The sequence below is a fragment of the Bradyrhizobium sp. SPXBL-04 genome (genome assembly GCF_051853035.1).
GTDB classification, from domain to species: Bacteria; Pseudomonadota; Alphaproteobacteria; order Rhizobiales; family Xanthobacteraceae; genus Bradyrhizobium; species Bradyrhizobium zhanjiangense.
Genome location: NZ_CP182472.1, coordinates 1,791,203 through 1,816,801 on the forward strand (window position 1 = coordinate 1,791,203; position 25,599 = coordinate 1,816,801).

Consider the following 25,599-nt stretch of genomic DNA (forward strand, 5'->3'; position numbering starts at 1 on the left):
TGCGAACGCCATTGAAGTCAGCGGTCAACGACCACTCATAGCCGGACGAATTGATGGCGATCAGACTGAAATCTCAAGTGGACCTTGTGTAACGTAGGCTATCGATATCCGTCCCCCGCGATCGATAGGAGCTTCGCGCAATCACACTCGAATCCAGATCGCGAAACATGCTGTAATTCCGTCGGATCCATTGATGCAGCTCCGTGGACCAGTCCTTCTCGTTGCGCAGATATCCAGTGAAGGAAAAGCTAAGCCGGTCTATATATCTTTTGAGGAACAGCGGAAGTGCCGGAATCCGAATTACCCGCTCGCCATCCATCGCTTCAGGTAATCCGCCGCGCAGCACGAATTCATTGTGGACGGTGACCAGCGACGCCGGCGGAATTCGCCGCCGCAGCATTTCATAACCGCGAAAGGAGATACGGTCTGCACCCGCGACGAAGAGGATGATGGGGACGACATAGCAACGCGCCGTCTCCTTCATGAAGCCAATCTCCTCGCACATCTTGAAGAATTCGTCGAAGGCGTGAAAGCCGAGATCGATAACCTTGGGTACCCGATCGTGGATGATAAGAGGGTCCATCAGCTGCATCTTGCCGTAAGTGTCGATCACATCCGCGGTCTCCGTGATGTTGGGGAGGTAGTCGAGCAATGACGGCTCTTTCGAGTTGACGTCAAACGATAGCGCTGTGCCGTTTTTCAGCAGCAAGAACTCGCTCATGGCCCGAGCGATGAGGGTTTTACCGACCTGCGGGCTAGGAGAGCAGATGATGTAGATGGGGGTCGCTAACATAGCCAGCAGATCAATTTCGTTGCGTACGTAAGCCCGACCTGAGCTCGCCGAATATGCGATTACTTCTCGCCGGCCCGAGTGGCGGACTTGGCCCCGGCCAATTCCGTCAAGTTGATGCGATCAAATTCGCTCCAGACATTTGCCAGCCAGTGCCGGACATAGCCGCGCAGCACGAAGGAGTTGTTCGCAGGTTCATCGTTCCGTCCCTTGTTTGCGACGAAGTCTATGAATGGGACGGATGCGACTTCCACCTGCTCATAGGCCATCTCGTTAAGCTTCGGTATCGTCAACTCAGTCGCATGTTTGATGCGGCGAAAATAGGAATTATAGGTCGCTTGATCCCACTGGAAGAATTGAGTGTCGTTGATGAAGTTCTTAACGAGGTAGTACTTTGCGCCACTCATAAACGTCGCGGTTTCCGCGATCTCGTCTAGCGAAGCGATGGATGATCCCAGGATGTGGAACACGGAGAATGTGATCTGGCCAGACCGTGCCGAGTCCAGAAATCCGATGTCGCGCAAGGAAGCCAACGCAGAGGACAGTAGGCCTGCGCGAGCATCGATGACAGTGACGGACAGCCCTGAGTTCAGGGTATCGAAGATCTTCATCTGGTCCGCCGTCGTCGTCATGTCGACGATGTCGGTGATCTCGGGATAAAAGCGCTTCAGCGTTCCCCGCGGCGACTCCGTGTCGAATGCGCGTGCTTGCACGTTATTGACGCTGAAGTAGTCCAGTAGCGTTCGTGATACGGTCGTCTTGCCGACTCCTCCCTTGTCCGCACCTACCACAATTACAACTGGCTTCACCATGGAAATATCTCCTGAGACACTCGCTATTGCCGCGCGCAGAGTGCGCAATCGGCGCGTCTCTGCTTTGGGTGCGAACATGGCAGAAAGAAGGGGCAATGAACTTTCGATGCGAGAGCTCTGCAACCGACGAACGTTTTCAACATTAAGCGAGTGACATCGTGTGATGAAGCAGGCCCGATAATGGGAGTAATCACTTGTACTGGTGATCTACGTGAGGTTTGTGGACAGCTTGAATGCGCGGGCCAATAATCAACTGTCTACCTGTGGTGATCGTTATATTTCCATAGGTTATCTATCGATGCCGTCGCTGCCGCTATCGAATTTGCGTGAAGCGACCGAATCTTACGTAGCGTCAGATTGCGAGCTCGATGAACGCGAAAATCGAGGCGGTGCTACGCGACTATGGCTTGGCAGAACATCAAAGGTGTGCTGGATCAGATCGTCGTCTTTTCGGCAGCCAGCGAAGTGGCTGGTTAATTCCTGAGAGCTGACCCTGAACGACCGAGCTCTCACTCTGCTGAAGAATATCGAGATGCGAAAGCTGAAACGCGTTGGTGACGCAAATAGCAACCATGCATCTGTTCGCGCCTAGACGAGATTATCGCGTCACGGAGAACAAAGTCGAAGGGGGAGCGGGGGCGCCGGCCGACGGCGCCGCATCGGTGGGCGAAGCGATATCGAGGACGCTCCGTTAAAAGAAGCCGGCGTCGAGCGACCGGAACCGGCGATCTTTGTCTTGGACACAGATTTCGCGGATGACGCTACGTGGTGCGGGTCGAGAAGGACCTTTAGTGGAATGAACGATGGCCTGGCGGGTGTGCGCTCTCGCTGGGCCGCTTCCTTGCGCGGCAGACGGTGTACGCTACGGTTTTAAAGTGCCCACTCTGACCATCCTTTCGATTTGCTAGGCAAGGCAGCCTGAATTGGGTTGCGAGCTGCGCGTCCAGTTCTCGTTTCTTCTGGTCGATCGCGCTTTAAATAATTGAACAAATTTGGCCTCGGCGTAAAGCTACGTCCTGCTTTGTCAGGCCAGCCCCTAGAGTTGGCTCTCTCCAGGGGCATCGATCTCACTGGCGCCACGGTACATAACGCCAGCCTGCTAGGGTAACGCAACTCGATCACAACTGAACGCGATTAAGCCGGATACTTACTGCAACAATCGAGGAATGCGTGGAAAACAGGAAGCGTCGACCTCATAGCTGTCGCCGAAGGCCGGCCGAAAGTAGCGATCCCGTGGCGCTGCGAAGAGCTCCGATCCGGGATAGCTGGCTAGGCTGGAAATCAAAAGAATTAGGAACAAGCCATTTGGTAAGGGTTATCTCCATGTCTGAGCTATTCCTCCAGTGGTACGACCACAGTGGAAGCTAGGCCTCAGCGTAGCCCTCGCTGAGGCCGTTTTCTTGATGATATCTCTGTCTTGGCTACCCTGAAGATTTCAACCCGGACTGCCGCCTTGTTTAGCAACGCGTAATGAGCAAAAGCGGCCGCGAGCGGCCGCATGGTAACTGCCCAACGAGCTAAAGGCGGCTGGCTAACCGCACTCTGCGCGCAAGAGCGAGGCGCTTGCTAAGCGCCTGTGCCGTTAGAAAGTTAATTGGGGGGCGTCGTCGGAGCGGCGTCTAGCTGCTCGGCGCCTGGCGGGGGTGTGTTCCCCGATGGCATGGTGCTCGGCTGCGCCGCATCCTTTGGGAAGCGGCCGACGATAACTGTGAGCAGACCCTCGCCCCACAGCCGCTGCGCTGCTCTCTTGGCGTCCTCCAACGTCACCCCATCGACCACGGCGTTGTGCTTTTCGAAATAGTCGATGGGCAGCTTGTCAAGCTGATGCTGCAGCAGCGTTCGCGCAAGCTTTGATGATGTGTTGAGGGCCACCACTTGCGAGCCTTTCAGGTAGGACTTTGCATCATCGAGTTCCTGCTCAGTCGGTCCTTCCTTGGCGATGTGGCGGACCTGCTTCTCGATTTCTTCCACCGTTTCGCCGGCGCGATCGGCGCAGGTGCCGCTATTACCGAGAAACATGGCTGAATGATCCAACCAGACAAGGTGCTCGCGGACGAAATAGGCCAGTCCGCGCTTCTCGCGGACTTCGCGGAACAGGCGCGACGTCAGGCCGGCGCCGCCGAGGATGTGGTTGACGACATAGGCGGCCATGAAATCCGGCTCGCTGCGACGGACGGCTGGACCGCCAAAAGTCACAACTGTCTGCGGCACGTCGAACCGAATGAAGACCCGCTGCGGCGGCTTTGCTGCGACGATTTCGGGAACCGGCGTCGCTTCCGCGTTGCTCGGCAGGCTGCCAAAGGTCTTGTCGAGCAGATTGCAGAGGACCCCTGGATCGACGTCGCCGACCACCGCGATTTTGAGCGTGTCCTTTGCGATCACGCGTCGGACATAATCCTTGAGATCCGCGACGTCAATCTTCGGCACGCTTTCCAGCGAGCCTTCGGCTGGGCGAGCATAAGGATGATCGCTAAAGGCGACTTCGAGGAACTTGCGATGGGCCAGAGACGAAGGATCGGTCGAGTCGTGCCGAAGGCGCGCAAGCACAGTAGCACGGATCCGTTCGACGTCGGCCGCGTCGAAACGCGGCGAGGTTAGCGCCATCCGTAAAAGGTCGAAGGCCTCGTCCGCGTTGTCCTCAAGCGTGCGCAAGGCACCGCGGAAGTGATCATGGGTCAAGTGAAAACGCAGCTCAATGGCACGACGGTCCAGCCGCTCGTGAAAGGTCTTGAAGTCAAGGTCGCCGGAACCTTCCTTGAGCAGGCGAGAAACCATGTGGCCTACGCCAGGTTTTTGAGGGGGGTCCTGAGTCGCGCCGCCGGTGAAGGCATATTCCATCGCGATCAATGGGACAGTGGAATCCTGCACGAACCAGGCTTCTATACCGCAAGACGAAACCAGGCGCTTGATCCTGGTCCGGTCAAGTGACCTCGTGGTCGCAAGCGAATTTGGCGAAGCGAGCATCGCGATGGAGAGCGAGGCTTCGCCGAGGAGGATTCCACGTCGTGTGCAAGGATGGACCACTAGAGCTTCTCCCCGTGTTGTGCCGTAGACTCTTTGATGAGATAGCCGGTCACCGCTCGTTTCTTGTCGAGCCATTTCCGCACGGCCTCGTTCACCTGCTGTGCACCGACCGCCCGGATGCCGTCCGGCCAGCCTCGAATATCGTCGATGCTTAGTCCCGTCGTCAGGCCGCGGCCATACCGGCGCGCGAGCATTTCCTGACTGTCCTGGGCGTAGGTTACTTGCGCGATCAGCCGCGTCTTGACCCTCTCGAGATCTTCGGTGCTCGCGGGATTACGGGCAATGTCGGCGATTACCTCGTCGATGGAGCGCTCGATCTGGCTGAGTTTGACACCAGGTTTGGGTCTGGCGGAAATCTCGAATAGCAAGGGATCGAGCGCGGCAGAGTGGTAGCTCGCTCTGGCAGTGACGGCGAGCTGCTTTTCGACCACCAGCGAGCGATAGAGATATGAGTTGACGCCGCCGCCCATCAACTGCTCGAGCACCTCAAGCACTGGACCTTCGCCCGCGGCCGCGGTGCGAGCCGACGGTACGAGATAATAGCGGTGCAGGGCCGGCTGCTCGACGCGGGAATCGGCCAAGGTCACTGTGCGCGGCGCGGCCGGCGTCGGCTCCTGCGGTCGCAGGCGTTCCAGGGGAATCGATGGTTGCGTGGGGATGCCGCCAAACGTCTCCTTCACCATCGAGCGGATTTCTTTGGGGGCGACGTCGCCAGCGACAATCAGGATCGCGTTGTTCGGTGCATAGAAGCGCTTGTAGAAGGTAAGCGCGTCCTCTCGGGTAAGCTTTTCGATTTCTTGGCGCCACCCAATAATGGGGCGACCGTAGGGGTGGTTGAGGTAAAGCGCCGCCATCATCTGCTCAGCGAGCCGTTCACCTGGATGGTTGGCGACGCGCATATTGAATTCCTCCAGCACGACGTCGCGCTCGGACAGAACGCTCTCATCTTTGAGAATGAGACCGGTCATGCGGTCGGCTTCAAACTCCATCATCTTGCCGAGGTGCTCGCGCGGCACGTGCTGGAAATAGCTTGTGTAGTCTAATCCGGTGAAGGCGTTCTGATTGCCGCCGGCGCGCAGCACGGCCTTGGAGAATTCATCCGCCGGATGTGTGGAGGTGCCGTTGAACATCAGGTGTTCGAGGAAATGCGCAAGCCCCGATTTGCCGGGCGGCTCGTCCGCCGAACCGACCTTATACCAGATCATCTGAGTCACAACGGGCGTGCGATGATCCGGGATCACGACCACCTGCAGGCCGTTCTGAAGCGTGAAGCTAGCTGGTCGATCTGATCTAACTGTGTCGAAGACGCTAGCCTCTTCAGGAAGGTATAAGTCAGTGCTATCATCCGTTCTGTGCTCGAACGCCGGCGCGGCGCGCGCCGTCGAGTCGGAGGCTTTAGCGGCGCTACCTGCCGCCTTGGCGGTGACCGAAATCCGGTTCTTCATGGCATCGCCTTTCGTCCCATACTGATCCACGTTTATGGCACCGACAGAGCGGGGAGCCGCACGTGGTTTTGGCAAACAGCGGAGCAAAAACCGGACCAATCGCCGGATGGCGTACTCACGGCCGCACGCACGCAACTGGACACAAAACAGAACCGGCGCGTAATATTCTGGCCAAAGGTGAACCGTCGACATGTCGTGAACACGACGTCGCGTACACGTGTCAGGACAACTTGGGCGTCGATTGACAGAATGGAAACTTGCAGAAATGGTGGATTGAGCGGCGATATGACGCCGGTGCAACTTTCGGCAGGCTCGCTGTCACACATCTCGCTCTACACGATGAGTGGCTTGGCAATATTTCTCATGGTCGCGAGGCGCGAGTCGGCGAGCAACTCCTTGGAGTACACTGCGCCGAAGTAGTCCAGGACGAAGGTGCCAGAATAGCGTAGATTATCGGTCGCGCGGATTAGGTTATCCAGAATTGTGCCGACTTGGCCAATGCGGTCGCGATAGCACACGCGGATAACGTTAACTGCGTTCATTGAGTGGACCGCCTCGTCCGCAATTACCTCCCGCAGCCAATGATGGAACGTGTTGTTCCCAAGGGCGTCATAAAATGGCTTTTCTGCTGCATAGGCGCGACAAGTGCACATCTCATCAAATGCGATCATAACCATTAGGGAGAATTCGTCCTTCAGGTGTTCAACGATCGGACCAAAATCATGAGATCGAGCGTCCAATCTCTCCCGAAGATCCTTTTCGGATCCATTAGCGACAAGTTCAATGATTCGGATGAATCCGTCGGTGTGGCGCTCTTCGTCAATCGCCCAAGCGTTGAAGAATGCGGCAGCTTCGTCGGAAGCGATAAGATTTCGCGCCACTAATTCTTGTTTCAAATACCGAGCGTCATATTCCGTGTATAGATCAGGCCACAATTTGTTCCAACGTGCGCGGACAGCCGACGGCTCGGCGGCGAACATCGCTGGCGTAAGAGCATCGAACAATTCTTTTGGACTCCAGTTCCGTCGAAACGGCGTGATCATCCGAGTGCCCTTAATCGCGAACGGTACGAGTGCTCCGGCGCACCATTGAATCCGTACGTTCGCAGAGCATATGCTACAAACAAACAAGAGATGCCGTCGCCTCCTTCGTTTGGGAGGCTGATGGGTCAGAGACCTTTCGGCTGGCTGAAGCGTCGCCTTGAATTGCGCAGTAGCCTTTCGTGATGCACACGGCCGCAAATCGAGGAGCACTTGTCATGGCGAGCACGTGGACTCATTAACGCGCAGCTATAGCCTGATTGATGCAAGTTGGACGAACCCGAGGTAATTGGCGGCGAGTTTGTCGTAGCGCGTTGCCAGGCGCCCGCAATGCTTGATCTTAGTGAAGAAGCGCTCGACCAAATTCCGGGCTCGATAGAGATACGGGCTAAACAGATCTATCTTGAACGAGCCAAGGCGTGCCGGCCGTCCGCCTGCGGTGCTGGGTTGGCATTGCCTGCCTCCGTCTTGCCTTCAAGGGCTAGGGACAATTTGAAATTATTGCGCAGCATCGGGTTTGCGGGGTCCGCTGCGAGAGCTTGGCGGTATAGTTCTTGGGCCTCCTGATGTCGGCCCTCGTGATCGAGAACAACTGCTTTGGCATTCAATGCGCGCAGGTCGCCAGGGGCTGCCAATAAGACGCCGTCGAGCACCTCAAGCGCATCATTCGGACAGTTGCGTACCAGCAGGGCTCGCGCAAGAGGAATCGCCGCATCGATGTTGTTCGGCTGTTGCTTCAATGCATCGCGCAGAGCCCCTTCATCAGGATCCCTGCCGAGCGCGTGCGAAATGCGCTCGCGCACGGCAGGGTCGATCTCTTTGCTGCCTGCGAGGTCTGATGTGGACGTCTGCTGCGGTGAAACACCCGATCTATCCGAGATAGCGCAACCCGCGAGCAGCGCAACGGCGAGCACTGCGAGTAGAGGTGGCCAGGCCCTCGGAAGAATGGAGCACAAGCACCTGCGGCCCCTGATCTCATTTGCACTCATAGGCTGTCTCATGACGAGCTGCAGTACACTGTCAACTCGCAGCGGGAAGGAGCCCGCCCCGTTCCGGGGAAGGAATCCTGTCCTTGGAAACTGGAAGCTTAATGGATCCAATCGGTTGAACCGTGAAATCCGCAGCGAGATCTTGATAAGATAGAACGGGCAGGTCGATCCCGTTGCGCGTGAGAAAGCCACGCACAAAACGCCGGATGTCCATCGACCCAAGAATGACTGGTTGGCTCTTGCTTTGTGCGATGGTCGAATGGATGTGACGGAACTGTGCAAGCAACTTCTCGCTCTGCCATTCATCCAAAACGAGGTATGGGCCGACAGCAGTTTCGCGCACCGCGCCTCGCACAATTTCCTCGGTCTCGCGCTCAATGATAAAGGCGGCCACAACACGATGCGCATTCGCATAGCGAAAGCAGATTTGCCGCTTCAGAGTAGCACGAACATACTCGGTGAGCAGGACAGCGTTTTGCTCGCGTTCGCTCCACTCTGCCAGCGCCTCTAGGAGCAAGCGGGTGTTGCGGATGGGAATGCCCTCATCGAGCAGGCGGCGCAGGACCTCGGCGATGCGAGGGACGGTGGCCGTACGCAGCACCTCTTTCACCAGGTCGGGGTATTCCTGCTCCATCCGGGCAAGCAATTGGCGGGTTTCCTGGATGCCGACCAGGCGCTGAGCATAGCGTGTCAAGGTGGAATGGAGACGCAAGGCAAGAATCTCGCTCGGCCGGTGATATCCGATTCCGGCTGCTTTGAGAGCGGCTGCATGCCGCTCTTCAATCCAGACCCGATTCGTCTCCGGGTCTTGCCGAAAGGGGATGCCGCTCAATTCGATGTTCGCCACATCGTCGTTGAGCGCCAGTTGCGTCGGATCGATCACATCGCGTTCAACTGGCACACTGTCGACATCCACCCTGAATTGCGACGCGGACAAGTTCTGGCCAATCTGGGCCGGGATGCGCGGAACGGTGATGCCAAGATCCGCCGATACCAATGTCGAAACACGCGCAATGCACCGTTCTAGCTCGTCTTTGTCGATCGAATGCGTCAGATTCGGTGCAAGAAATAAAGCGATGGGAAGTGCTTCCGCATGCACGGCTTGCTTCTGAGTCGGCGCAGGAGCCGACGCGGAAGCAGCGCCGTCAGCGCCTTTCTTAACGCCGGCCTTGTCAGCTTTCGCGCCGATCTTGACATAGCTTGCCGCAGCAAAAAGAACAGCCAGGATGACGAACGGCGGCAAAGGGAAGCCTGGAACGAGCCCCATGAATACCAAAACGCAGGCGGCTAACCTAAGGGCCTGCGTGCTCGCTGTAAGTTGGTGAACGATATCGGCGCCGAGCTTGAGCTTGGAAGGCCCGTTCACACGCGTGACGATGGTTGCGGCCGTAATTGACAGCAGCAACGCCGGAATCTGTGAAATGAGTGCATCACCAATCGTGAGGAGGGTGTATTGATGCAGCGCTTCATCGAGCGACATACCCTTGGAAAGCAGACCGATGCTGATTCCGCCGAGCATATTGATGCAAATGACGATCAGTCCGGCGATCGCGTCGCCCTTCACGAACTTCATGGCGCCATCCATGGCGCCATGAAGTTGGCTCTCTTGTTCCAGCGCGGCGCGCCGGCGACGTGCTTCGTGTTGATCGATATGGCTGTTGCGCAATTCCGCGTCGATTGCCATCTGCTTGCCCGGCAGCGCGTCGAGTGTGAAGCGGGCCGACACCTCTGCGACACGCTCGGCCCCCTTGGCAAGAACCATGAACTGAACCATGGTCACGATCAGGAATATGACAATTCCGACAGCGATATTCCCCGATATGACAAAATCGCCGAAGGTGTGGATGATGCTGCCGGCGTCGCCCTCAGCAAGAATCAGTCGCGTTGTCGCAATAGTCAGCGCCAGACGAAAAACCGTCGAGATCAGGATGACGCCCGGCAAGGACGAAAAATCGAGCGGCGTGCTGAGATAGAGGGCAACCATCAGCAGCAATATAGCAAAGCCGAGATTGAAGCCGATCAGCATGTCGATCACAATGATTGGGATCGGCATGATCATCATGCCGATCGCCAGAAGCAGCATCAAGGCGACCATGAAATCCGGGTGGGCCGGCGCGCGCACGACCAAGTTACGCAAGACGTTGGCCATGAAAGATCCCTATTGCTGTTTAATGAAGGCCGTGCCCGTGCGCAATGACACATAGCGCTGGAAAACATCACGAGCCTCGGTCATGCGGCCGGCGTGTCGCAATGCGTGACTACGCAAGAGCGTCATAGGCACGCGTGAAGAGGGGTGCACATCGAGCGCGTCCAGCCGATCCAGCACATCAAGCGCTTCATCGCCAAGGCCCTCCGCGATAAGAGTGTAGGCCAGGATGCGGAGTAGATCGACGTCTTGGGAATGCTCGCGAGCGGCGATTCTTAGCAGAGCTAGACTCTGTGCACTCTGCCCGCACGCGAGATGGACATAGGAGAGGGCGCAAAGCAGGTCGCGCTCCGGCCCGGAGATCGACAAGATATCGCCCGATTTGGAAGCTTCCGGTGCCAGCGTGGCGGGGACATGCTGCAATCGATTAGGGTCGACCATCGATTAGCCCTTGATTATGCTGTTTTGATTCTGCCGGAGCAGAAGCAGTCGGCGCAGCTCCTGCTGCAGGATTGCTAGACACTCACGGGCCGTCTTGTCGTCTGGCGTCGCCTCCAACGTTTGGCTTAAGCGCTCCAGAAGAACTCCATGCTTATCCGCGCGCAGCACGTCCGGATGACGTAGACGCGGAATGACGAAGGAGAGTAGGCCGTGTGAGAGATTGGACCCATAAAGCGAAGCCAGTACTACGCGTGGGTCGATCTCATTTGCCCCGGCACCCGTCTCGAACAGAGCGACGCCCGAGACGGCGTTGATGGAATTGACCTCAAGAGCGGCGTCGCTCGCGCCTTCGATTGGCAGATTCTGCGCGGGCGCGTCTCGCCACGACGCCCGTTTCGTGCCCACGTCTGCATGAGCAACTCCGACTTCCAGATCGGCTTGCGAGGAGGGCGAGCCGATAGCCAGTGCGTTCTGGCCCGCGTCTAACCCCTGCGATGAGGTGCCGGGCCCTACAGCATGCTGGGGCAGCCTAGCCATCGACTTCTCCTTCTTTCTTGCAGAGAGGCTCTAATATGGCAAAGCAGCAAATCGGCCGTTGCGGCTGAGCAGCACCCGTCCATCCTCAATTCGATCGACGGTCCACCCATTGCTTAATAGCGCACCCACGAAATACTTCTGCCCGCCGATAAGCAGATAAGGTTCGCTTCCACGCCATACGGCTTGGACAGCAATTGAAGACGGCGCCTTCTCCTCTTTGACCGCGACTGCATTCACAAGGGTCGGAGTGCCGTTGGTTTGATGATCAAACCATTGCTGAATTTCTTGCCATTTTGCGACAAGGTTAGGTGTGACAGTGCCTTCCGCGGTCACAACACCAGGGCCCGAACCGACTTTTATATCAAGTAGGCCCCGTCGTTCGATCTCGTGCCGTAGCAATTCGGCGATTCCATCAGCGCCGCTCGCTTCATAATGATTGATGGCTGGTTTGGCGGCAACCTCGGCTACCGGCAACGAATCAGTACTCAGCGCCACCGCGCTGTCGGTAGGGGCGAAGATAGTTGAGACGGTGCCGATCGCGACAGAGCTGAGCAAAAGGAGACTGAGTGCCACGATCGAACCACGTGAACGATTGCTGGGACCAGCTTGCGGGAAATCCTGCGTCGACCAGCGGATTGACATCGCGCCGACATGAACGATCGCAGGAAGAGGTACACTGACGCGCTCGCCTGAGGTGATACTCTCGTGACCGTCTACGCTGATACCAGCAGCAAGTGCCTCCACTTCGATCGAATCGCGCTGTGGAATGATGCGAAGGTGATACGGTGCGAGCCCTTGCTCAACGAAGATCATATCGGCATCGAGGCCGCTGCCGATAAGGCTGTCGCCGACCGGCGCCTTGCCCCTCAGCCCGGTATAGAGTCCCGACAGCACCTCAAAGTCGAGGGAAATCGATTGGGTCACGGACAATCTCCTGAATAACGAGAGAAGCCGTACGGCAGTGCCGTACGGCTCATTCAGAGTTCGTCATTCACAGCGCGGCCATGATAAGCGACGCGGTGAGCCACTTGTCTTGCAGAATTACTGGACGCGCTCGTCGGCGACCTTTTTCTCGGACGAGAGCTCGGTCGTGATTCTGCGCATTGCCACGGCCTGGGCCTGAACCTTCTGGCTAACACGCTCGAACTCAGCCATCTGATTCCGGAATCCAGCATCCTCGGCCTGCTGCGCGCCAGCCGCGCCACCGTTACCGCCAACATTATCGACTGCCATGTCGATTCACCTTTCTTCGTCGTATGTTGCTACTTGTGCCCTGTTACGTCGCGCGGGCGGGCGAAACGATAGCAGGAATGGAAAGAAACATGGGCTCGCCCCCCAGCGTGCTGAGGCTAAGGTGCAGCTCCGGGTTCTTGCCGAGAGTCTTTACGCTGCTTGTTTCGTCGGCGTCTTTGGTCTCGGCGGCCTTATCAGGGCCGCTCTTCTCGGGCTCCAGGTTATGGACGACCTTATCAAAGACCTTGTCGACGGTCCCGCCCACTGCGGCACCAATCGCCGCTCCGGCGGGGCCGCCGAGCCATCCGCCGGCAGCGCTTCCGATCATTTCTCCGATCATCGGTTTCTCCTATGCTCGTCTTGTTACGCTCAATAGACGACTCCTCGCCTAGAGTTCAGCGTGCTCATGCTAGGGCCGCTACCTTTCCAGAAGCTGACGAGTCACACGTTCGAGGCGATTGTTGCCGCAGCCTAGCGCTTGCTCGACTTATCGGTTCGCCCAGCTAGCGCGTATGGTCGGCGCGTCGGAAAGGATAGCATTGCGGGGCTTGCCTGCGCGTTCATGCGAATTGTTCGTTCTCGCGGACCCAGCGGCGGCGTTTCGGTTGCGTGCAGCGACGCGACTGGTCGATAAGGCGATCGAGTTGTAGCGGCTGGTTGAGTCATCCAGTCCCCAGCTTTGGCAGTTGGCGGATGAAGGGGAGGTAGGTTTGGCGAACCCCTGATGCTGTGGAAGCTGATCGTGTAGTGGCCAGTACGCGTACAGATCGCACCTGGAGTCCAGCAAGCAGCAGCTTTACGCCATGCTGAATGGATCGCTGCACCATGCGATTGATGTCATCGCAGCAAGTGCGACGTCAGTAGTCTATTGTCGTCAGCTTTTCGACAGGTATTGCGGGTAGCGTTTCTGACGTTGAATGCGCGTGCGATATGCTCGTGCCATAACTGCGGAGTTGGATGAGGAGGGAGGGGCTTCATCAGGGCTGCAGGTGCTGGCAACGACAGGCATCTATGCGCTTGAGTGGGCTAATGGTGCGTTCTCATACAGGTCTGAAGAGCGCGTTCGGTTGACTAGCGCGTGACGCTTGAAGTCTTACAGCTTTCTTCTATGCAACAGGAGTGAACTAAATGCCGTATCTTCCCGTGGCCGGTCTTCCCGTGGTCGGCGCGCTCGATTCGACGATGAACGGAGTGGTGCCTGAAGGCGCGGTTGTCGCTCCTGCTTTCAATGCCATGTTGGGGCAGTATGCCCCGGCGAGCTATCAGTACCTACCGGTAGCTTCGCCAGCCCTGGTCGGTTCGGTCGTTGCAAGTGTCGTTCCCGTCGCCGTCGCTCCAGCCGTCGTTACTACCCAGGCGTACATGATGGCGCCGCCTCCTCCCACCATGCTGGTGGGCCAGCCCAATCAGAGCTCTGAACCTGCTGTGGATCCGGTGTGGACGCATGAGGTCAAGGATGGCAAGGCCACGATCAATCTCGGCGACAAGTATACGATTACGGCCGACGAGAAGGATGGCACCTGGACAGTTCGCAACAACCAGACCGGCCATGTCACGAAGATCCATGGCGACCCCCACGTCGATGCCGATGGCGACGGCAAGGACGACTTCGATTTCAAGAAAGATATGACGTTCCAGCTCGACGATGGCACGAAAATTACCGTCAATAACGTCGACTACGGCAATGGTGAGGCCATCTCCTCAAAGCTTACGATTACGAACGGCCACAACGCGATGGTTGTCGAAGGGCTTGGCGACGATAAGGATGGCAAAAACAACCTGAGGGTGACGCAGTCCAATGCTGGCATGACCCTTGATGAGTTGACAGCCGATGGTGCTCAGACAATCCATGAGAGCGGCCAAGGCTGGGCCGATGGCGCCGGACGCGCGGTAAATCAGGCGAGCATCGATGCGGGTGAAGAGGGGCGCGGCCCCGGCAACTACCAGTATGCAAGTCCGGCGTCAGGCTCTGCAAGCCCCGTCTTCTTCGTTCCGCCTCCGCCGCCGCCGCTTGCGATGGTGCCGGTTGCGGTCGCTCAGGCTCCCGCGCAGTCGCCTCAGCCGGCGCCAGTTTGGTCGCATGAGGTGAAGGACGGCAAGGCGACGATAAACCTTGGTGATAAGTATACCATCACGGCCGATGAGAAGGACGGCACCTGGACCGTTCGCAACAATCAGACCGGCCATGTCACGAAGATCCACGGCGATCCTCACGTCGATGCGAATGGCGACGGCAAGGATGACTTCGACTTCAAGAAAGGCATGACCTTCGAGCTCGATGACGGCACAAAGATCACCGTGGACACGGTCGAGTTTGGTAAAGGCAAAACCATTTCCTCAAAGCTGACCATCACCAACGGCGACAATGCGATTGTTGTCGAGGGACTCGGCGATGAGAAGGATGGAAAGAACAATCTGAAGGTGACCCAATCCAACGCCGGCCGAACCCTTGATCAGCTGACGTCTGATGGAGCTCAGACAATCCACGAGCAGAATCAGGGGTGGGTTGACAACTCCGGACGCAGGGTGACGCAGTCGGTCATCGACCACAATGAGAACCCGGACGCGCCGCCCGATTTCAAGACTCTGATGCGCGAAATGATGTTGCAGCGGGTTGCGTGAGGTCGAATCCATCTTTTGCACAAATCGTGTAGGCGGGCGCTAGCGCCCGCTTTTCATGTTCGGCAAGCGAAAATGAGCATAGCAGGTTGCGGCCTATGGATCCGGAAGCGCCGCTCTCGTCGGACGATCGCGTCAGTCGGAGCTTAGGCTCCAACCGCGCCAACAAGCAGGCCGTGACCTCAGGACCAAGTACCGGCGACATCTCTCAATGCTGTGGCGGAGGCGCACGAGTTGCATACGCAGGAGAGAGCCCTCCGGCTCTGAGCGCCAGAGCCAACGATGTTAGCGCTCACGAAAGTTCCTAGTTCTGTGCGTCCTTGGGATCTCACTAGCGGACAGGCTCGCTGTCAGCCGCGGATCGGGCCAGGGACAGCCTGGCGAGCGCAATCGATGCTGGAATCAGGGAAATGTTGCACGACTATCTCATTAGCCGGGCTGAGAGTGCTGCGCCAAAGTGCTTGCCGGTGGCAGCTTCGGCCTTGCTGCGCAGGTTTGCTCCTGGGAAGACCGAAAAGTCGCAGCAGCGTTTGCCGAGAGATCCGGGTGCACCCGCTCGGCCAGCCATTTGGAGCATCGCTGAAGGCACGTCTGGCTTGCTGCAGCTACCAAGTCGCGCTTGCTTCGTTCAATCGGGCTCGTCTTGAACGCCGCGCCCGATGTATCCCCCATCCCGCCTCACCCGTCATCCAGCTCGCTCATGGCATCATCCATATCCGACTGGGAGTCGCTTATGACTTGAGTGGCGACGGAAACGAGAGCCTTCTCGAAAGCTCGCTGCAACAACGCTGCAGGCGAGTGGTCGCCGCCGTTCGCTGCGGTGTCGGGGTCGGCGCCAGCCTCTGGCCTTGTTGCTGCGATATCGGCTGCGCCTGCGTCCATGTCGTAACACCCAGATAGCGGCGTCGCCGCGAGATCACCTGCTTCCTGATAGCAGGGGCAGCTTGCGAGAAGCTGACGAAGTCGCGTCTCGTGCGCGATGATTTCTAGGTCACTGATGGTGACTTGCTTGGTGGACTTTCGATGCAAAGGACTGGGCTCGAGGTCGGCGACAATTATCTCAAGCGCTACATCCCGATCTTTCAACCGCTCACCGTGCAGATGATGATGGCGGCGTTCACCAACATGGAGACCGTCCACATTGACGCTTATGCGTTGCTGCTCAAGACGCTCGGCCGACGTCGCTCGCACCCTTGCGATGTTCGGCGCCTTCACAGAAGGCATGGCGTTGTTCGCGAGCTTCACCATGCTGCTCAATTTTCCGCGCCACAACCAGATGAATGGCATGGGGCAGATCGTAAGCTGGTCAGTGCGCGATGAGAGTCCCCACTGCGAGGGGATCATCAAGCTGTTTCACAAATGGCATCGCGAAACCTGAGCGGTGACGCGCTCCGTCCGTAACGACATCATCGACGTCGCCAAAACCAAGATGAAGCTGGAGGAGAACTTCGTTGATGTCGCCTTCGGCCTCGGCAAGATCGAGGGCATGCGAGCTGAGCAGATCCACGCTTATGTCCGCTATGTCGCGGATTGGCGACTGACCCAGCTCGGAATTGCCCAGGTCTTCGGCTTTTTCGAGGCCAGAGAGAGCGGGTTTATCCAGCTCAGGCCGCATCCCTTGCCATGGCTGGTCGAGATCCTGAATGGGGTCGAGCACGCCAATTTCTTCGAACAGCGCGCTACGGAGTACTCTAAGGCGGCGAGTCGCGGCAGCTGGGATGGCGAAGAGGGGGGGTGAGCGGCTTTTTGGCCGTACGTGGGAAGACCGCAAGAGCGCTTTGCTGAGGCGCGATCCTGGTCAAGCTCGTACTTTCGCAGAAGTGCGCTGATGCTTGCGGAAGCTAACTCACGCGAAATTATTCTACCCCCACCGAAGCTGTGATAGCTGACGCCTGTCTCAGAACGCACTCTCACCTTTGTCGTCGAGGACATGAACATCTCACGGTCTTCTAGAATCCGAGCGGGACTGTCGGGAAGCGCTAGTCCGATTTTGTCCTCCTCCCCGCAAGCGCGTCGTCTTTTCAGCGCGTCCATATGCTTCTGTGTCGTACTTTGCGCTTTATCGACTCGGTCGGCGTGGACGCTGCCGTATCAGGTCTTTGCGATTATGAAATGCCCCTCAAAGAGGAGCTTGGCCGCGCAATAGCCGCCGGCCCTGATCGCCTTCACCAGATGCTCGTGCCATCGGCAAGATCGCCCTCGAAGATGACCTGCCGTGGCTCGGCTACTGCCGCTAGTGGATGGGCGGATCTTCCGGGTCTGCAGGTCGGTCTTCCTCCACATCTTCGGGCCAAAGAGTTGGGTCTAGCGACGGTGTGAGCAGAATGAACCCCTCTTCTCTCCATTCGGCTGTGTGAGGCACCCCGAGCATAGTGAAAACCTGCGTTGGGTGGCGCTTGCTCGGCTTCACGCCACTGCGCTCCAGCATGTCGATTTGAGCGCCTGTGGCTGTTTGACGAGCGAACACCCAGTAATCCTTGGCGAGATGTCCGTCCAGCATACGGAACTCGGAAAGTTCTGGCGGTGCAGCTTCGGAAGGCCCAGCTTGAGGTGGTCCCGCTTGCAATGGTGGGACGTGAGAGGGACCAGCGTGCGACGGCTCAGCCCGCAAAGGGGCGACGCACGATGGTCTGGCATGCGATGGCTCCAATGCGCCCTCGTGCGGTTGCTCGGAATGCGACGGCCCGACATCCACATTCTGCCATATCAGATCTTGATCGAAACCAGGATGTTCCTCGATGGCCTGAGCGATAGTTTGCTGCGAGAGATGTTGCGGGAGGTTTTCCGGCTTTGGCTCGGCGTCGGCCGCAGGGGGCGTATACGGATCATTCTGCCAACCCAAGTCCGGTAAATAGCGGTGCGCTAAATCCAGGTATGGCGCATAGGGGTGCCCAGCATCCAAATATGGAGAATAGGGATGGCCAGCGTCCAGATATGGCGAATAAGCCTCGCCCTGCAGCACTGGAGGAGCGGCTCCATCTGGCGGAGCACTAGCCTGTGTGCTGCTTAGCTGCCGCTCAAAGCCGGTGGTGTCCGTTGTCGTTTGCGGTGTGTCGGGCTCTGGGCTCGTAGCCGCCGAGCCGACTTCATGGAAATCCACGCCGTTCCTCCTTTCAAATGATGGAACACTTCGAGCTATGCAAAGGCTCAGCCGTTCTAGCTCCGAAGTAAGGCTTCGCGCTACGTTCAAAGATGGCGCTAACCGCCTTTCGATCGAGCATCCCGTGCCTAATGCATACATCCGCGGCTGTCTCCATGAGCTGGCCGTCTAGACATCGCGCGCTCATGCTGGGCACCTTAGCTTTCGAGAAGCTGACGATCAGATGGAATTAAGCCAAGGCCAGTTCGCCCAAATCGCTCGGAGACACATCATCAAGTATCATTTCCGAGCTGGACCGGCTTCGCGCACGACGCTGTCCTGATGCGGAGTGTCGGAAGAATAATGACCTTCCGGTCGTCCGTCCCGAATGACCGTGCTCGAGGAGCCGCGAAACAACATCAAAACCGAATCGCGTTGTGGCCTTTCGGCCGCGACGGGATCCCGCCGGGCCTGTGCCTCCGCCACAAGGCCCTTGAGCGTCTGGTCCACCAACGCAACAAAGCGCGGTGGGCCAGAAGCCAGGACGAGGCCCTCTCCCGGAGCCGGTTTCACGATATAGCGCTCATCGGAGATTTTGAGCGCATCGAGCGCGGTCTTGAACGCATCGAAGCTGATCGGGTTCAACACAATGAGCCGGCTTTGCGCCTCGTGGGCAGCGGAGACGTAAAGGACGAGGCCGTCGTAGTACCATTGAAGATTGTAGAGGGCTGTCAAACGATCGAGGAACTCTCGCGGCGGAAGGTCTGGCATTCGTCCGCGAATCCTGCCCCTTACCTCGGCACTGACATTGACCCTGATATTGAGATTGTTGCCGAACTCCTGAAGGGCCGCAGAAAGATCCTGATCGAGAACGGTGTAGCTATAAGGTGTCGAGGGTAGTGAAAGGGATGCGCCAAACGCCCGCATCATTCCGAGATAGACGAACCCCCCCACATAGAGAGCTCTCTTTAAAATTCGCACCATCTTAGATCGCACGAGCATTCCCAGACGCCTTCCACTCAGAATAAGAACTGGAGTTTCATTCCAACTTGGAAGGCAAACGTGATCTTTAGATGACGCAATCAGCGGCATCTTCGTCAGGTTTTCGTCAGCTCGCTAATCTATGACCTTGATCCGCTTATCGGTCAAAACGCCTGGTCTCATCACGCGAGAACAATGACTCCTTCCATGATGTTAGGCGCAATGCCGATCTCTTCCAATTCAGTTGACTGTCTTTCCAATGCCTGCTCGCCGGCAGCTACTGGCGAGCAGGCGCACTTTGAGCAGGCTCTCGCCCAAGCAGCTTCCAGTCAAGGAGCCGCCTCCCCGGTCGCGGACAGGCCGGCGGTTGCTCCGCCGGTAATGGAGATCCAGCGCGCGAACACGTTGGCAAGTCCGCCGGGCGACCGCGTCCTTCACACCCTTTCCACTATGTACCATGGCCATGCCGTTCCTCCGGCTGCCGGAGGCCTGCCGACTGCTGTGACCGGTCTGCAGCCTGGACCGGCTAGCAGGCCGCTCTTGCAGTCGGACGACGTCGGTGCACATGCGACGGGTAAGTCAGTTGGAGCGGATTTCGATTCGATGATGGTCAATCTGCGGGACGTCTATAGAGACGTCATTCAGGTTTCCCTCGTGTCCAAGGGTACCAGTGCCGTCAGCTCGTCGCTAAACAAGCTGCTGTCGGCGGGCTGAGTGAGGCGGATGAGTGGCGTGATGCAGACGGGTAGCGGCGGCGGCCGTCAATCGTGGCGGCGCCTTCGCATGTGTTTTGCACTGCCCCTTCTCCTTCCGCTGATCGGCTGCAAGGCTGATCTCTACACTAAAATTCAGGAGCGCGAGGCTAATGAGATGCTTGCGCTTCTCCTTGGTAAGGGTGTTGATGCCGTTCGTGTTGTCGCCAAGGACGGAACTAGTACAATCCAGGTTGAGGAAAAGCAGCTCGCCTATTCAATTGACCTGCTGAATATCGAGGGGCTGCCGCGCCAATCCTTCAAGAATCTTGGCGAAGTGTTCAAAGGATCCGGCCTCGTTGCCTCGCCGATCGAGGAGCGGGCCCGTTACGTTTATGCTCTAAGCGAAGAATTGTCGCGCACGATCAGCGATATAGACGGCGTCCTTTCAGCTCGTGTCCATGTCGTTCTTCCGAAGAACGATTTGCTGCGCCAAGATGCGACCCCGTCCTCTGCGTCGGTTTTCATCCGACATGGCTCCAGCGCGAAGCTATCGGCGCTGCTACCGCAAATTAAGATGCTTGTCGCAAACAGCATTGAAGGTTTGTCCTACGACAAGGTCGCGGTCGTCTTCGTGCCGGTTGAGCGGACGCCGCTCGAGCAGTCGACCGCACCGGCGGCCGCTGCGGCTCAAACAGCCAAATCTGGTTCAGTGCCGTTGCTTGCACTCGGTGTGGGCGGCGCCGGCGCCGCATTCGGCATCGTATCTTACGTGTTGCTGGGCACCCGTCTTCGTCAGTCCGGACAATCATCGCGCAAATGGGCCATATTCGGTACACGTTCGAGTGCGCCCGCTGTGCAGGCTGCCGGCAAAAAAATGATTTCTGATGCGACATAGTCAGGACGCTCATGTCGACATCGATATCATCAACCGAACCCAATCGTTCGTTCATGCTGGCTGCCGATCGGCTGCGCGAGCTCGTAGCCTCGATTCATCCGAGTCGTTTCGCTGCACGTCTTGATCCGCTGCTGTCGCCTGCCACATTGGTCAGACTACAGCGGAGTGCCAGGCTGCAGCCAAGGCTGGCCGAGCTGCTGCTTGGCAGCGAAGTGGATCTGAGCGGCGCCGGTTGGAACGACGACCCTCTGCTCGGGCACGATCCGCGTCGGGCTGCGCTGCTCGCGGGCAGCATCTGGCATGCACGCTCCGTCCTCAAGCTGGTATCCCGGCAGGATCTGTCGATATTAATCGAAATGATCGGTGCTGAAGCGCATGCTTTCGGGGTCCGGCATTTATCTCATGCGGTCGCAACCACGCCCATTGTCGATCCTGAGCAGTTGTCGCGACAGATCGAATGCGACGGGCATGCTTGTCTCGGCGCCTGGCTGGAAAAGGCTTCATCAATTGACCGTGTCCGCGTGCTTCTACGCCTGCCGATTGGGACCGCTGCGGAGATTCCGGCTGCTGAACACCGTAGCGCGGCCGACCCGCTGCTTTCCCTGGTGACGGCCCATTTGGGAACGGGGGCCGCCAGGGCATGACAGCCGATGCCCCAGAATTCCCCGTGGCACCACAGATTCGGCCCCTCGGGCCGTTGATCTCGGCAGCCGAGCTCAAGATCTGGCACGACGCCGTAGAGGCACGGGCTGCTGCCGAGCGGCATCTACAGCGGGTTCGCGGTTGGGCCCGCCAGGCTTATGAGCGGGAACGAGCGCGGGGCCGCGCCGAGGGCGCAAAGGCAGGCGCAGAAGAGATGGCGCGACTAATAGCGCAGGCTGCTTGTGAACTGGCGCAGCGAAAAGCTGTTCTGGAGCGGGAGTTGCCGCAGCTGGTGTTTGAGATCGTGCGCGATTTGCTTGGTGCGTTTGATCCGGGCGAGATGCTGGTGCGAGGGGTTCGTCACGCCATTGAGCAAAAATACAAGAACACGGAAGTTTGCCTTCACGTATCCCCCCTGAAGGCCGATCTGCTGGCCAGTGAGTTCAGGGGCTATGACGGACTGGAAGGGCGGCCGAAGGTCAGGATTGAGCCGGATCCGGCGCTGACGGCGGACCAGTGCGTCTTGTGGAGCGAGTTTGGCAATGTCGATCTCGGACTTGGCGCGCAGCTCCGCGCCCTACGGCTCGGGTTTGGTTTGTCTTCGCAGGCAGGTGAATCGTGACCATGCAACAAGCGACCCATGAAGCGGCGGCCGGAGAAGGAACTGTCCAGGCCGCGCTCTCATCCTTGAGATCGTCTGCGAAGCATATCGATACGCGCGCCGTCCGCGGTCGGATCACGCGGGCAATCGGCACGCTGCTGCATGCTGTCTTGCCGGAGGCCCGCGTCGGAGAACTATGCCTGTTGCAGGATCCCCGCAGCGGGTGGTCGCTCGAGGCCGAGGTGATCGGCCTGTTGCCCGACGGGGTGTTACTCACGCCGATCGGTGACATGGTCGGGCTGTCCAACCGTGCGGAGGTGGTCACAACCGGACGAATGCAGGAAGTGGCAGTCGGCTCCGATTTGCTCGGTCGAGTGGTCGACAGCTTTGGGCGTCCCCTCGATGGCAAAGGTCCCATAAAGGCTAGCGAAGCCCGCCCGCTGCGGGGCAAGGCACCCAATCCGATGAAACGGCGCGGCATTGAACAGCCTTTTCCGCTCGGCGTCCGTGTCCTAGATGGCCTGCTGACTTGTGGAGAAGGTCAGCGAATCGGAATCTATGGTGATGCCGGTTGCGGCAAGTCGACGCTGATGTCGCAGATCGTAAAAGGCGCGTCGGCCGACGTCATCGTCGTTGCGCTGATCGGCGAACGTGGACGAGAGGTGCGTGAATTCATCGAACGTCATCTTGGTGAGGCCCTCCGCCGTTCCGTGGTCGTGGTTGAGACCTCCGACCGTTCGGCGATGGAGCGGGCGCAATGCGCTTATATGGCGACGGCACTCGCCGAATATTTCCGTGACCAGGGACTGCGCGTCGTTCTGATGATGGATTCTTTGACGCGCTTTAGTCGCGCCATGCGTGAAATCGGCCTTGCCGCAGGAGAACCGCCGACCCGGCGCGGCTTTCCGCCGTCCGTGTTTGCACTGTTGCCGGGTTTGTTGGAGCGCGCGGGCATGGGCGAGAAAGGCTCCATTACGGCCTTCTATACAGTGCTTGTCGAAGGTGACGGCACGGGCGATCCAATAGCGGAAGAATCACGCGGCATTCTCGATGGCCATATTATTCTCTCGCGCGCGCTGGCCTCTCGAGAGCATTTTCCGGCTATCGATGTGCTGTCAAGCCGAAGCCGCGTGATGGATGCAATCGTATCCGTGCCGCATCGCAAAGCAGCATCCTTCTTTCGTGATCTGCTCTCGCGCTACGCTGAGGCCGAGTTCTTGATCAAGGTCCGCGAATATAAGCAAGGCTCTGATCCGCTAACCGACCGGGCGATTGCCTCGATCGAGGATCTGCGAGCATTTTTGCGCCAGGGTCAGGACGAGGCATGCAGCTTTGAGGAGACGATCGCATGGATATCACGTCTGACCGCCTGAATCCCGTTCACGCGTCGAAATTGCGGCTCGTCAAGGACATGCAGGAGCGGAGCGCCCTCCGTGAGTTGTCCAACATGGAAGCCAAGCGCCGCATTGCGGTTCAAGCCGTCGAACAGGCTTGCGAGCATCTTGCAAATACCGAAGGACGGCGCGCAAGGGTCGAAGCGGAGCTTTATGGGGAGATGTTATCGGCCGATGCGATTTCAGTCTCCGAACTGGAGCGCCGCCATCATCTCATCATCGGCCGGCTCACAGACGAGATCGCAGAGGCGCAGCGGAGCCTTGACAAGGCTCGTGCTGCTCAAGAGGAGGCCGAGGCTGCGGCTGTTGAGGCGCATACCCTTTGGACCAAACGTTCGGCCGCGAGCCAGAAATGGCATGAGATCGAGCGCGACGTTCGGCGTATCACGAATGCGCATTTCGAGGCCGCGGCTGAAATCGAAGCCGATGATGAGGTCTTGCTCCGGCGAGGTCGACCCGGGCAAATGGGAGGCGAGTCGACATGATGGCCGATTTTTCTGTGGAAGTGGCGCCTGCGACATCCAGATCAGGTGGGGCCACACCCTTTATACCGGCGCTGACCCTCTCTCATGCTGTGACCTCGTGGCTCAATGAGATTGCAGTTTTGCGCACACCTCTGCAAAGCCGTCTCGGCGAGAAGCCGCTATCGGTCGGTGTAAGCCGGCTTGTCTGGCAGGCGGAGCCGGCTTCGGCATCGATGCTTGGCTGCGTCTTCGAAGTAGACGGAGAAAACGTGGTCCTGTCCTTGCCCGGTCCGCTTGCGGCAGCACTGATTGAGACCGTGCAGGATGGTCTGACCTTACCTTCTGAGCCGACGCGTTCGCTGCTCCTGGAACTTGCGCTTGAGCCCTTGCTTGCTTCGCTGGAGAGAACGACGCAACGGAATCTGCGGCTTGTTCGCACTGATGAAGCGCCCAGCGCGAGACCTCATCTTGAATTCGACGTCGTCTATGGTCAGCTCGCCAGCAAGGCTCGCCTGCTCCTATTCTCGCCTCTTGACGGTCCGGTTCCGCCGGCGTTTCGTGCCCTAGGCGAAATGCTTGTCCGATTGCCGCGACAGACGCCCAGGCTGCTTTCCGAACTCCCGGTCATCGTTGCAGGCCATATCGGTTCGCTCCGCGTCACGATCGGCGTTGTTCGCCAAGCACGGCAAGGCGACGCGCTGCTCCCGGACGCAATTCCCCTCGCGCGAGGCCAGATCATTCTCACTGCAGACCGATTGTGGGCCCCTGCAGAGGTTGGCGGCGACAGGCTGGTGCTGCGGGGACCATTCCGCTTGCAATCCCACCCCTTGAAAAATGAAGATGCGATGACACAAACCCAGGCGCAGCAACCGCCCTCAGAGGCCGATATCGACAGTCTCGAGATCACTCTCGTATTCGAATGTGGCCGCTGGCCGATGCCGTTGGGAACCTTGCGAACCATCAACGAAGGTCACGTGTTCGAAATTGGCCGGCCGCTTGACGGTCCGGTCGATATCCTTGCCAACGGCCAACGTATTGGCCGCGGCGACATCGTGCGGATCGGCGAGGAACTGGCCGTCAGGTTACGCGGCAGGTTGACGCTTAATGACTGAGATTCAACCCAGCATCCTTGCGCTTCTTGCGATAACTGTTGGCCTTGGCCTGCTGGCCTTTGCAGTTGTCACAACTACAGCCTTCATCAAGGTCTCGGTTGTTCTCTTTCTCGTGCGTAATGCGCTCGGGACCCAATCGATACCGCCGAACATCGTCCTTTACGGAGCGGCACTGATCCTGACCGTCTTCATCAGCGCTCCGGTCTTTGAGCAGACCTACAACCGCCTTACCGACCCCCAACTTCGCTACCAAACCTTCGACGACTGGATGACAGCCGCCAAGGAGGGACAGGAGCCGTTGCGCGCCCATCTTAAGAGGTTCACCAACGAAGAGCAGCGCCGCTTCTTCCTGTCGTCCACCGAACATATCTGGTCGGAGGAGATGCGCGACAGCGCCACGGCAGATGATTTTGTGATTCTTGTGCCGTCGTTCCTGATTTCCGAGCTCAAGCGTGGCTTCGAGATCGGCTTTCTTCTCTATCTTCCCTTTATCACCATCGATCTGATCGTCACGACGATTTTGATGGCTATGGGCATGTCGATGGTGTCCCCGACGGTGATATCGGTCCCGTTCAAGCTTTTTCTGTTCGTCACTATCGACGGCTGGTCACGTCTTATGCACGGGCTGGTGTTAAGCTACACGACGCCAGGAGGTTGACG

24 protein-coding genes and 2 pseudogenes are annotated in these 25,599 nt (G+C 58.2%); 10 read left to right on the forward strand and 16 right to left on the reverse strand.

Annotated elements, in window-relative coordinates; all coding sequences use genetic code 11:
• Window positions 1–73: 73 nt before the first annotated feature.
• From ACNJX8_RS08420 to ACNJX8_RS08480, 13 genes and pseudogenes are all read right to left on the reverse strand, one after another.
• Window positions 74–793: a hypothetical protein gene (locus ACNJX8_RS08420; protein WP_439360228.1), complete on the reverse strand. Its 720-nt coding sequence runs from the start codon at window positions 791–793 to the stop codon at window positions 74–76.
• Between the two features lie 59 nt (window positions 794–852).
• Window positions 853–1,602, reverse strand: coding sequence for a hypothetical protein (locus tag ACNJX8_RS08425; RefSeq protein WP_439360229.1), 750 nt, complete (start codon window positions 1,600–1,602; stop codon window positions 853–855).
• 1,590 nt (window positions 1,603–3,192) lie between these two features.
• A complete protein-coding gene (locus tag ACNJX8_RS08430; RefSeq protein WP_439361847.1) occupies window positions 3,193–4,566 on the reverse strand; it encodes a M16 family metallopeptidase in 1,374 nt (457 codons plus the stop codon).
• A 59-nt stretch (window positions 4,567–4,625) separates the two neighbouring features.
• A complete protein-coding gene (locus tag ACNJX8_RS08435) occupies window positions 4,626–6,071 on the reverse strand; it encodes a M16 family metallopeptidase (protein ID WP_439360230.1) in 1,446 nt (481 codons plus the stop codon).
• 332 nt (window positions 6,072–6,403) lie between these two features.
• Entirely contained in the window at window positions 6,404–7,114 is a 711-nt protein-coding gene (locus tag ACNJX8_RS08440) for a hypothetical protein (RefSeq protein WP_245508463.1), read from the reverse strand.
• 246 nt (window positions 7,115–7,360) lie between these two features.
• Window positions 7,361–7,492: pseudogene (locus tag ACNJX8_RS08445) on the reverse strand (IS5/IS1182 family transposase); the annotation flags it as partial.
• 17 nt (window positions 7,493–7,509) lie between these two features.
• Complete coding sequence (locus ACNJX8_RS08450; protein WP_439360231.1) at window positions 7,510–7,914, reverse strand: tetratricopeptide repeat protein; 405 nt, start codon at window positions 7,912–7,914, stop codon at window positions 7,510–7,512.
• Window positions 7,915–8,131: 217 nt separating this feature from the next.
• Window positions 8,132–10,249, reverse strand: a complete 2,118-nt coding sequence (gene sctV, locus ACNJX8_RS08455) for a type III secretion system export apparatus subunit SctV (RefSeq protein WP_439360232.1) — start codon at window positions 10,247–10,249, stop codon at window positions 8,132–8,134.
• A 9-nt stretch (window positions 10,250–10,258) separates the two neighbouring features.
• Window positions 10,259–10,687 (reverse strand): tetratricopeptide repeat protein, encoded by a 429-nt coding sequence (locus ACNJX8_RS08460; RefSeq protein WP_439360233.1) that lies wholly within the window; start codon window positions 10,685–10,687, stop codon window positions 10,259–10,261.
• A gap of 3 nt (window positions 10,688–10,690) precedes the next feature.
• Window positions 10,691–11,224 carry a hypothetical protein gene (locus tag ACNJX8_RS08465; RefSeq protein ID WP_128943621.1) on the reverse strand — a complete coding sequence of 178 codons (534 nt, stop codon included), beginning with the start codon at window positions 11,222–11,224 and terminating at the stop codon, window positions 10,691–10,693.
• Between the two features lie 30 nt (window positions 11,225–11,254).
• Window positions 11,255–12,148 carry a SctD/MshK family protein gene (locus ACNJX8_RS08470; RefSeq protein ID WP_439360234.1) on the reverse strand — a complete coding sequence of 298 codons (894 nt, stop codon included), beginning with the start codon at window positions 12,146–12,148 and terminating at the stop codon, window positions 11,255–11,257.
• 117 nt (window positions 12,149–12,265) lie between these two features.
• On the reverse strand, window positions 12,266–12,457 hold the full coding sequence (locus ACNJX8_RS08475) for a hypothetical protein (protein WP_128943623.1): 192 nt from the start codon (window positions 12,455–12,457) through the stop codon (window positions 12,266–12,268).
• Window positions 12,458–12,500: 43 nt separating this feature from the next.
• Window positions 12,501–12,797, reverse strand: coding sequence for a hypothetical protein (locus tag ACNJX8_RS08480; RefSeq protein ID WP_128943624.1), 297 nt, complete (start codon window positions 12,795–12,797; stop codon window positions 12,501–12,503).
• A gap of 788 nt (window positions 12,798–13,585) precedes the next feature.
• On the opposite strand from ACNJX8_RS08480, the gene ACNJX8_RS08485 reads away from it, so the two are divergent.
• Window positions 13,586–15,079, forward strand: a complete 1,494-nt coding sequence (locus ACNJX8_RS08485) for a DUF1521 domain-containing protein (protein ID WP_439360235.1) — start codon at window positions 13,586–13,588, stop codon at window positions 15,077–15,079.
• 675 nt (window positions 15,080–15,754) lie between these two features.
• Here the strand turns inward: ACNJX8_RS08485 and ACNJX8_RS08490 are convergent.
• Window positions 15,755–16,324 (reverse strand): hypothetical protein, encoded by a 570-nt coding sequence (locus ACNJX8_RS08490; protein ID WP_439360236.1) that lies wholly within the window; start codon window positions 16,322–16,324, stop codon window positions 15,755–15,757.
• Here ACNJX8_RS08490 and ACNJX8_RS08495 point away from each other — a divergent pair.
• Window positions 16,275–16,814, forward strand: a pseudogene (locus tag ACNJX8_RS08495) (ribonucleotide-diphosphate reductase subunit beta). The gene ACNJX8_RS08490 and the pseudogene ACNJX8_RS08495 sit on opposite strands and share 50 nt — an antisense overlap.
• A 495-nt stretch (window positions 16,815–17,309) precedes the next feature.
• Here the strand turns inward: ACNJX8_RS08495 and ACNJX8_RS08500 are convergent.
• Together ACNJX8_RS08500 and ACNJX8_RS08505 are read right to left on the reverse strand one after the other, a co-directional pair.
• The gene (locus tag ACNJX8_RS08500; RefSeq protein ID WP_439360237.1) at window positions 17,310–18,038 is read right to left on the reverse strand and encodes a hypothetical protein; all 729 of its coding nucleotides are present in this window, start codon (window positions 18,036–18,038) and stop codon (window positions 17,310–17,312) included.
• 417 nt (window positions 18,039–18,455) lie between these two features.
• The gene (locus tag ACNJX8_RS08505) at window positions 18,456–19,157 is read right to left on the reverse strand and encodes a secretin N-terminal domain-containing protein (RefSeq protein WP_439360238.1); all 702 of its coding nucleotides are present in this window, start codon (window positions 19,155–19,157) and stop codon (window positions 18,456–18,458) included.
• A gap of 174 nt (window positions 19,158–19,331) precedes the next feature.
• Here ACNJX8_RS08505 and ACNJX8_RS08510 point away from each other — a divergent pair, with 174 nt between their 5' ends.
• From ACNJX8_RS08510 to sctR, 8 genes are read left to right on the forward strand one after another with little or no spacing between them, the layout of a single operon-like run.
• The gene (locus tag ACNJX8_RS08510; protein WP_439360239.1) at window positions 19,332–19,850 is read left to right on the forward strand and encodes a nodulation protein NolB; all 519 of its coding nucleotides are present in this window, start codon (window positions 19,332–19,334) and stop codon (window positions 19,848–19,850) included.
• 9 nt (window positions 19,851–19,859) lie between these two features.
• On the forward strand, window positions 19,860–20,726 hold the full coding sequence (sctJ, locus tag ACNJX8_RS08515) for a type III secretion system inner membrane ring lipoprotein SctJ (RefSeq protein WP_439360240.1): 867 nt from the start codon (window positions 19,860–19,862) through the stop codon (window positions 20,724–20,726).
• Between the two features lie 11 nt (window positions 20,727–20,737).
• Entirely contained in the window at window positions 20,738–21,370 is a 633-nt protein-coding gene (locus tag ACNJX8_RS08520; RefSeq protein ID WP_128943629.1) for a nodulation protein NolU, read from the forward strand.
• The gene (gene sctL / locus ACNJX8_RS08525) at window positions 21,367–21,990 is read left to right on the forward strand and encodes a type III secretion system stator protein SctL (protein ID WP_128943630.1); all 624 of its coding nucleotides are present in this window, start codon (window positions 21,367–21,369) and stop codon (window positions 21,988–21,990) included. Before ACNJX8_RS08520 ends, sctL begins: the two co-directional genes overlap by 4 nt.
• A 2-nt stretch (window positions 21,991–21,992) precedes the next feature.
• Complete coding sequence (gene sctN, locus ACNJX8_RS08530) at window positions 21,993–23,342, forward strand: type III secretion system ATPase SctN (RefSeq protein ID WP_439361848.1); 1,350 nt, start codon at window positions 21,993–21,995, stop codon at window positions 23,340–23,342.
• Window positions 23,318–23,848 carry a hypothetical protein gene (locus ACNJX8_RS08535; protein WP_439360241.1) on the forward strand — a complete coding sequence of 177 codons (531 nt, stop codon included), beginning with the start codon at window positions 23,318–23,320 and terminating at the stop codon, window positions 23,846–23,848. Before sctN ends, ACNJX8_RS08535 begins: the two co-directional genes overlap by 25 nt.
• On the forward strand, window positions 23,848–24,939 hold the full coding sequence (sctQ, locus tag ACNJX8_RS08540) for a type III secretion system cytoplasmic ring protein SctQ (RefSeq protein ID WP_439361849.1): 1,092 nt from the start codon (window positions 23,848–23,850) through the stop codon (window positions 24,937–24,939). Before ACNJX8_RS08535 ends, sctQ begins: the two co-directional genes overlap by 1 nt.
• Complete coding sequence (gene sctR / locus ACNJX8_RS08545; RefSeq protein WP_439360242.1) at window positions 24,932–25,597, forward strand: type III secretion system export apparatus subunit SctR; 666 nt, start codon at window positions 24,932–24,934, stop codon at window positions 25,595–25,597. Before sctQ ends, sctR begins: the two co-directional genes overlap by 8 nt.
• Window positions 25,598–25,599: the final 2 nt, after the last annotated feature.

Coding starts and splice junctions, on each gene's coding strand:
- ACNJX8_RS08420 (WP_439360228.1), bottom strand. CDS start 793: ATGTTAGCGACCCCCATCTACATCATCTGCTCTCCTAGCCCGCAGGTC.
- ACNJX8_RS08425 (WP_439360229.1), bottom strand. CDS start 1,602: ATGGTGAAGCCAGTTGTAATTGTGGTAGGTGCGGACAAGGGAGGAGTC.
- ACNJX8_RS08430 (WP_439361847.1), bottom strand. CDS start 4,566: ATGCTCGCTTCGCCAAATTCGCTTGCGACCACGAGGTCACTTGACCGG.
- ACNJX8_RS08435 (WP_439360230.1), bottom strand. CDS start 6,071: ATGAAGAACCGGATTTCGGTCACCGCCAAGGCGGCAGGTAGCGCCGCT.
- ACNJX8_RS08440 (WP_245508463.1), bottom strand. CDS start 7,114: ATGATCACGCCGTTTCGACGGAACTGGAGTCCAAAAGAATTGTTCGAT.
- sctV (WP_439360232.1), bottom strand. CDS start 10,249: ATGGCCAACGTCTTGCGTAACTTGGTCGTGCGCGCGCCGGCCCACCCG.
- ACNJX8_RS08460 (WP_439360233.1), bottom strand. CDS start 10,687: ATGGTCGACCCTAATCGATTGCAGCATGTCCCCGCCACGCTGGCACCG.
- ACNJX8_RS08465 (WP_128943621.1), bottom strand. CDS start 11,224: ATGGCTAGGCTGCCCCAGCATGCTGTAGGGCCCGGCACCTCATCGCAG.
- ACNJX8_RS08475 (WP_128943623.1), bottom strand. CDS start 12,457: ATGGCAGTCGATAATGTTGGCGGTAACGGTGGCGCGGCTGGCGCGCAG.
- ACNJX8_RS08480 (WP_128943624.1), bottom strand. CDS start 12,797: ATGATCGGAGAAATGATCGGAAGCGCTGCCGGCGGATGGCTCGGCGGC.
- ACNJX8_RS08485 (WP_439360235.1), top strand. CDS start 13,586: ATGCCGTATCTTCCCGTGGCCGGTCTTCCCGTGGTCGGCGCGCTCGAT.
- ACNJX8_RS08490 (WP_439360236.1), bottom strand. CDS start 16,324: ATGGTGAAGCTCGCGAACAACGCCATGCCTTCTGTGAAGGCGCCGAAC.
- ACNJX8_RS08505 (WP_439360238.1), bottom strand. CDS start 19,157: ATGCTCGTGCGATCTAAGATGGTGCGAATTTTAAAGAGAGCTCTCTAT.
- ACNJX8_RS08510 (WP_439360239.1), top strand. CDS start 19,332: ATGACTCCTTCCATGATGTTAGGCGCAATGCCGATCTCTTCCAATTCA.
- sctJ (WP_439360240.1), top strand. CDS start 19,860: ATGAGTGGCGTGATGCAGACGGGTAGCGGCGGCGGCCGTCAATCGTGG.
- ACNJX8_RS08520 (WP_128943629.1), top strand. CDS start 20,738: ATGTCGACATCGATATCATCAACCGAACCCAATCGTTCGTTCATGCTG.
- sctL (WP_128943630.1), top strand. CDS start 21,367: ATGACAGCCGATGCCCCAGAATTCCCCGTGGCACCACAGATTCGGCCC.
- sctN (WP_439361848.1), top strand. CDS start 21,993: ATGCAACAAGCGACCCATGAAGCGGCGGCCGGAGAAGGAACTGTCCAG.
- ACNJX8_RS08535 (WP_439360241.1), top strand. CDS start 23,318: ATGGATATCACGTCTGACCGCCTGAATCCCGTTCACGCGTCGAAATTG.
- sctQ (WP_439361849.1), top strand. CDS start 23,848: ATGGCCGATTTTTCTGTGGAAGTGGCGCCTGCGACATCCAGATCAGGT.
- sctR (WP_439360242.1), top strand. CDS start 24,932: ATGACTGAGATTCAACCCAGCATCCTTGCGCTTCTTGCGATAACTGTT.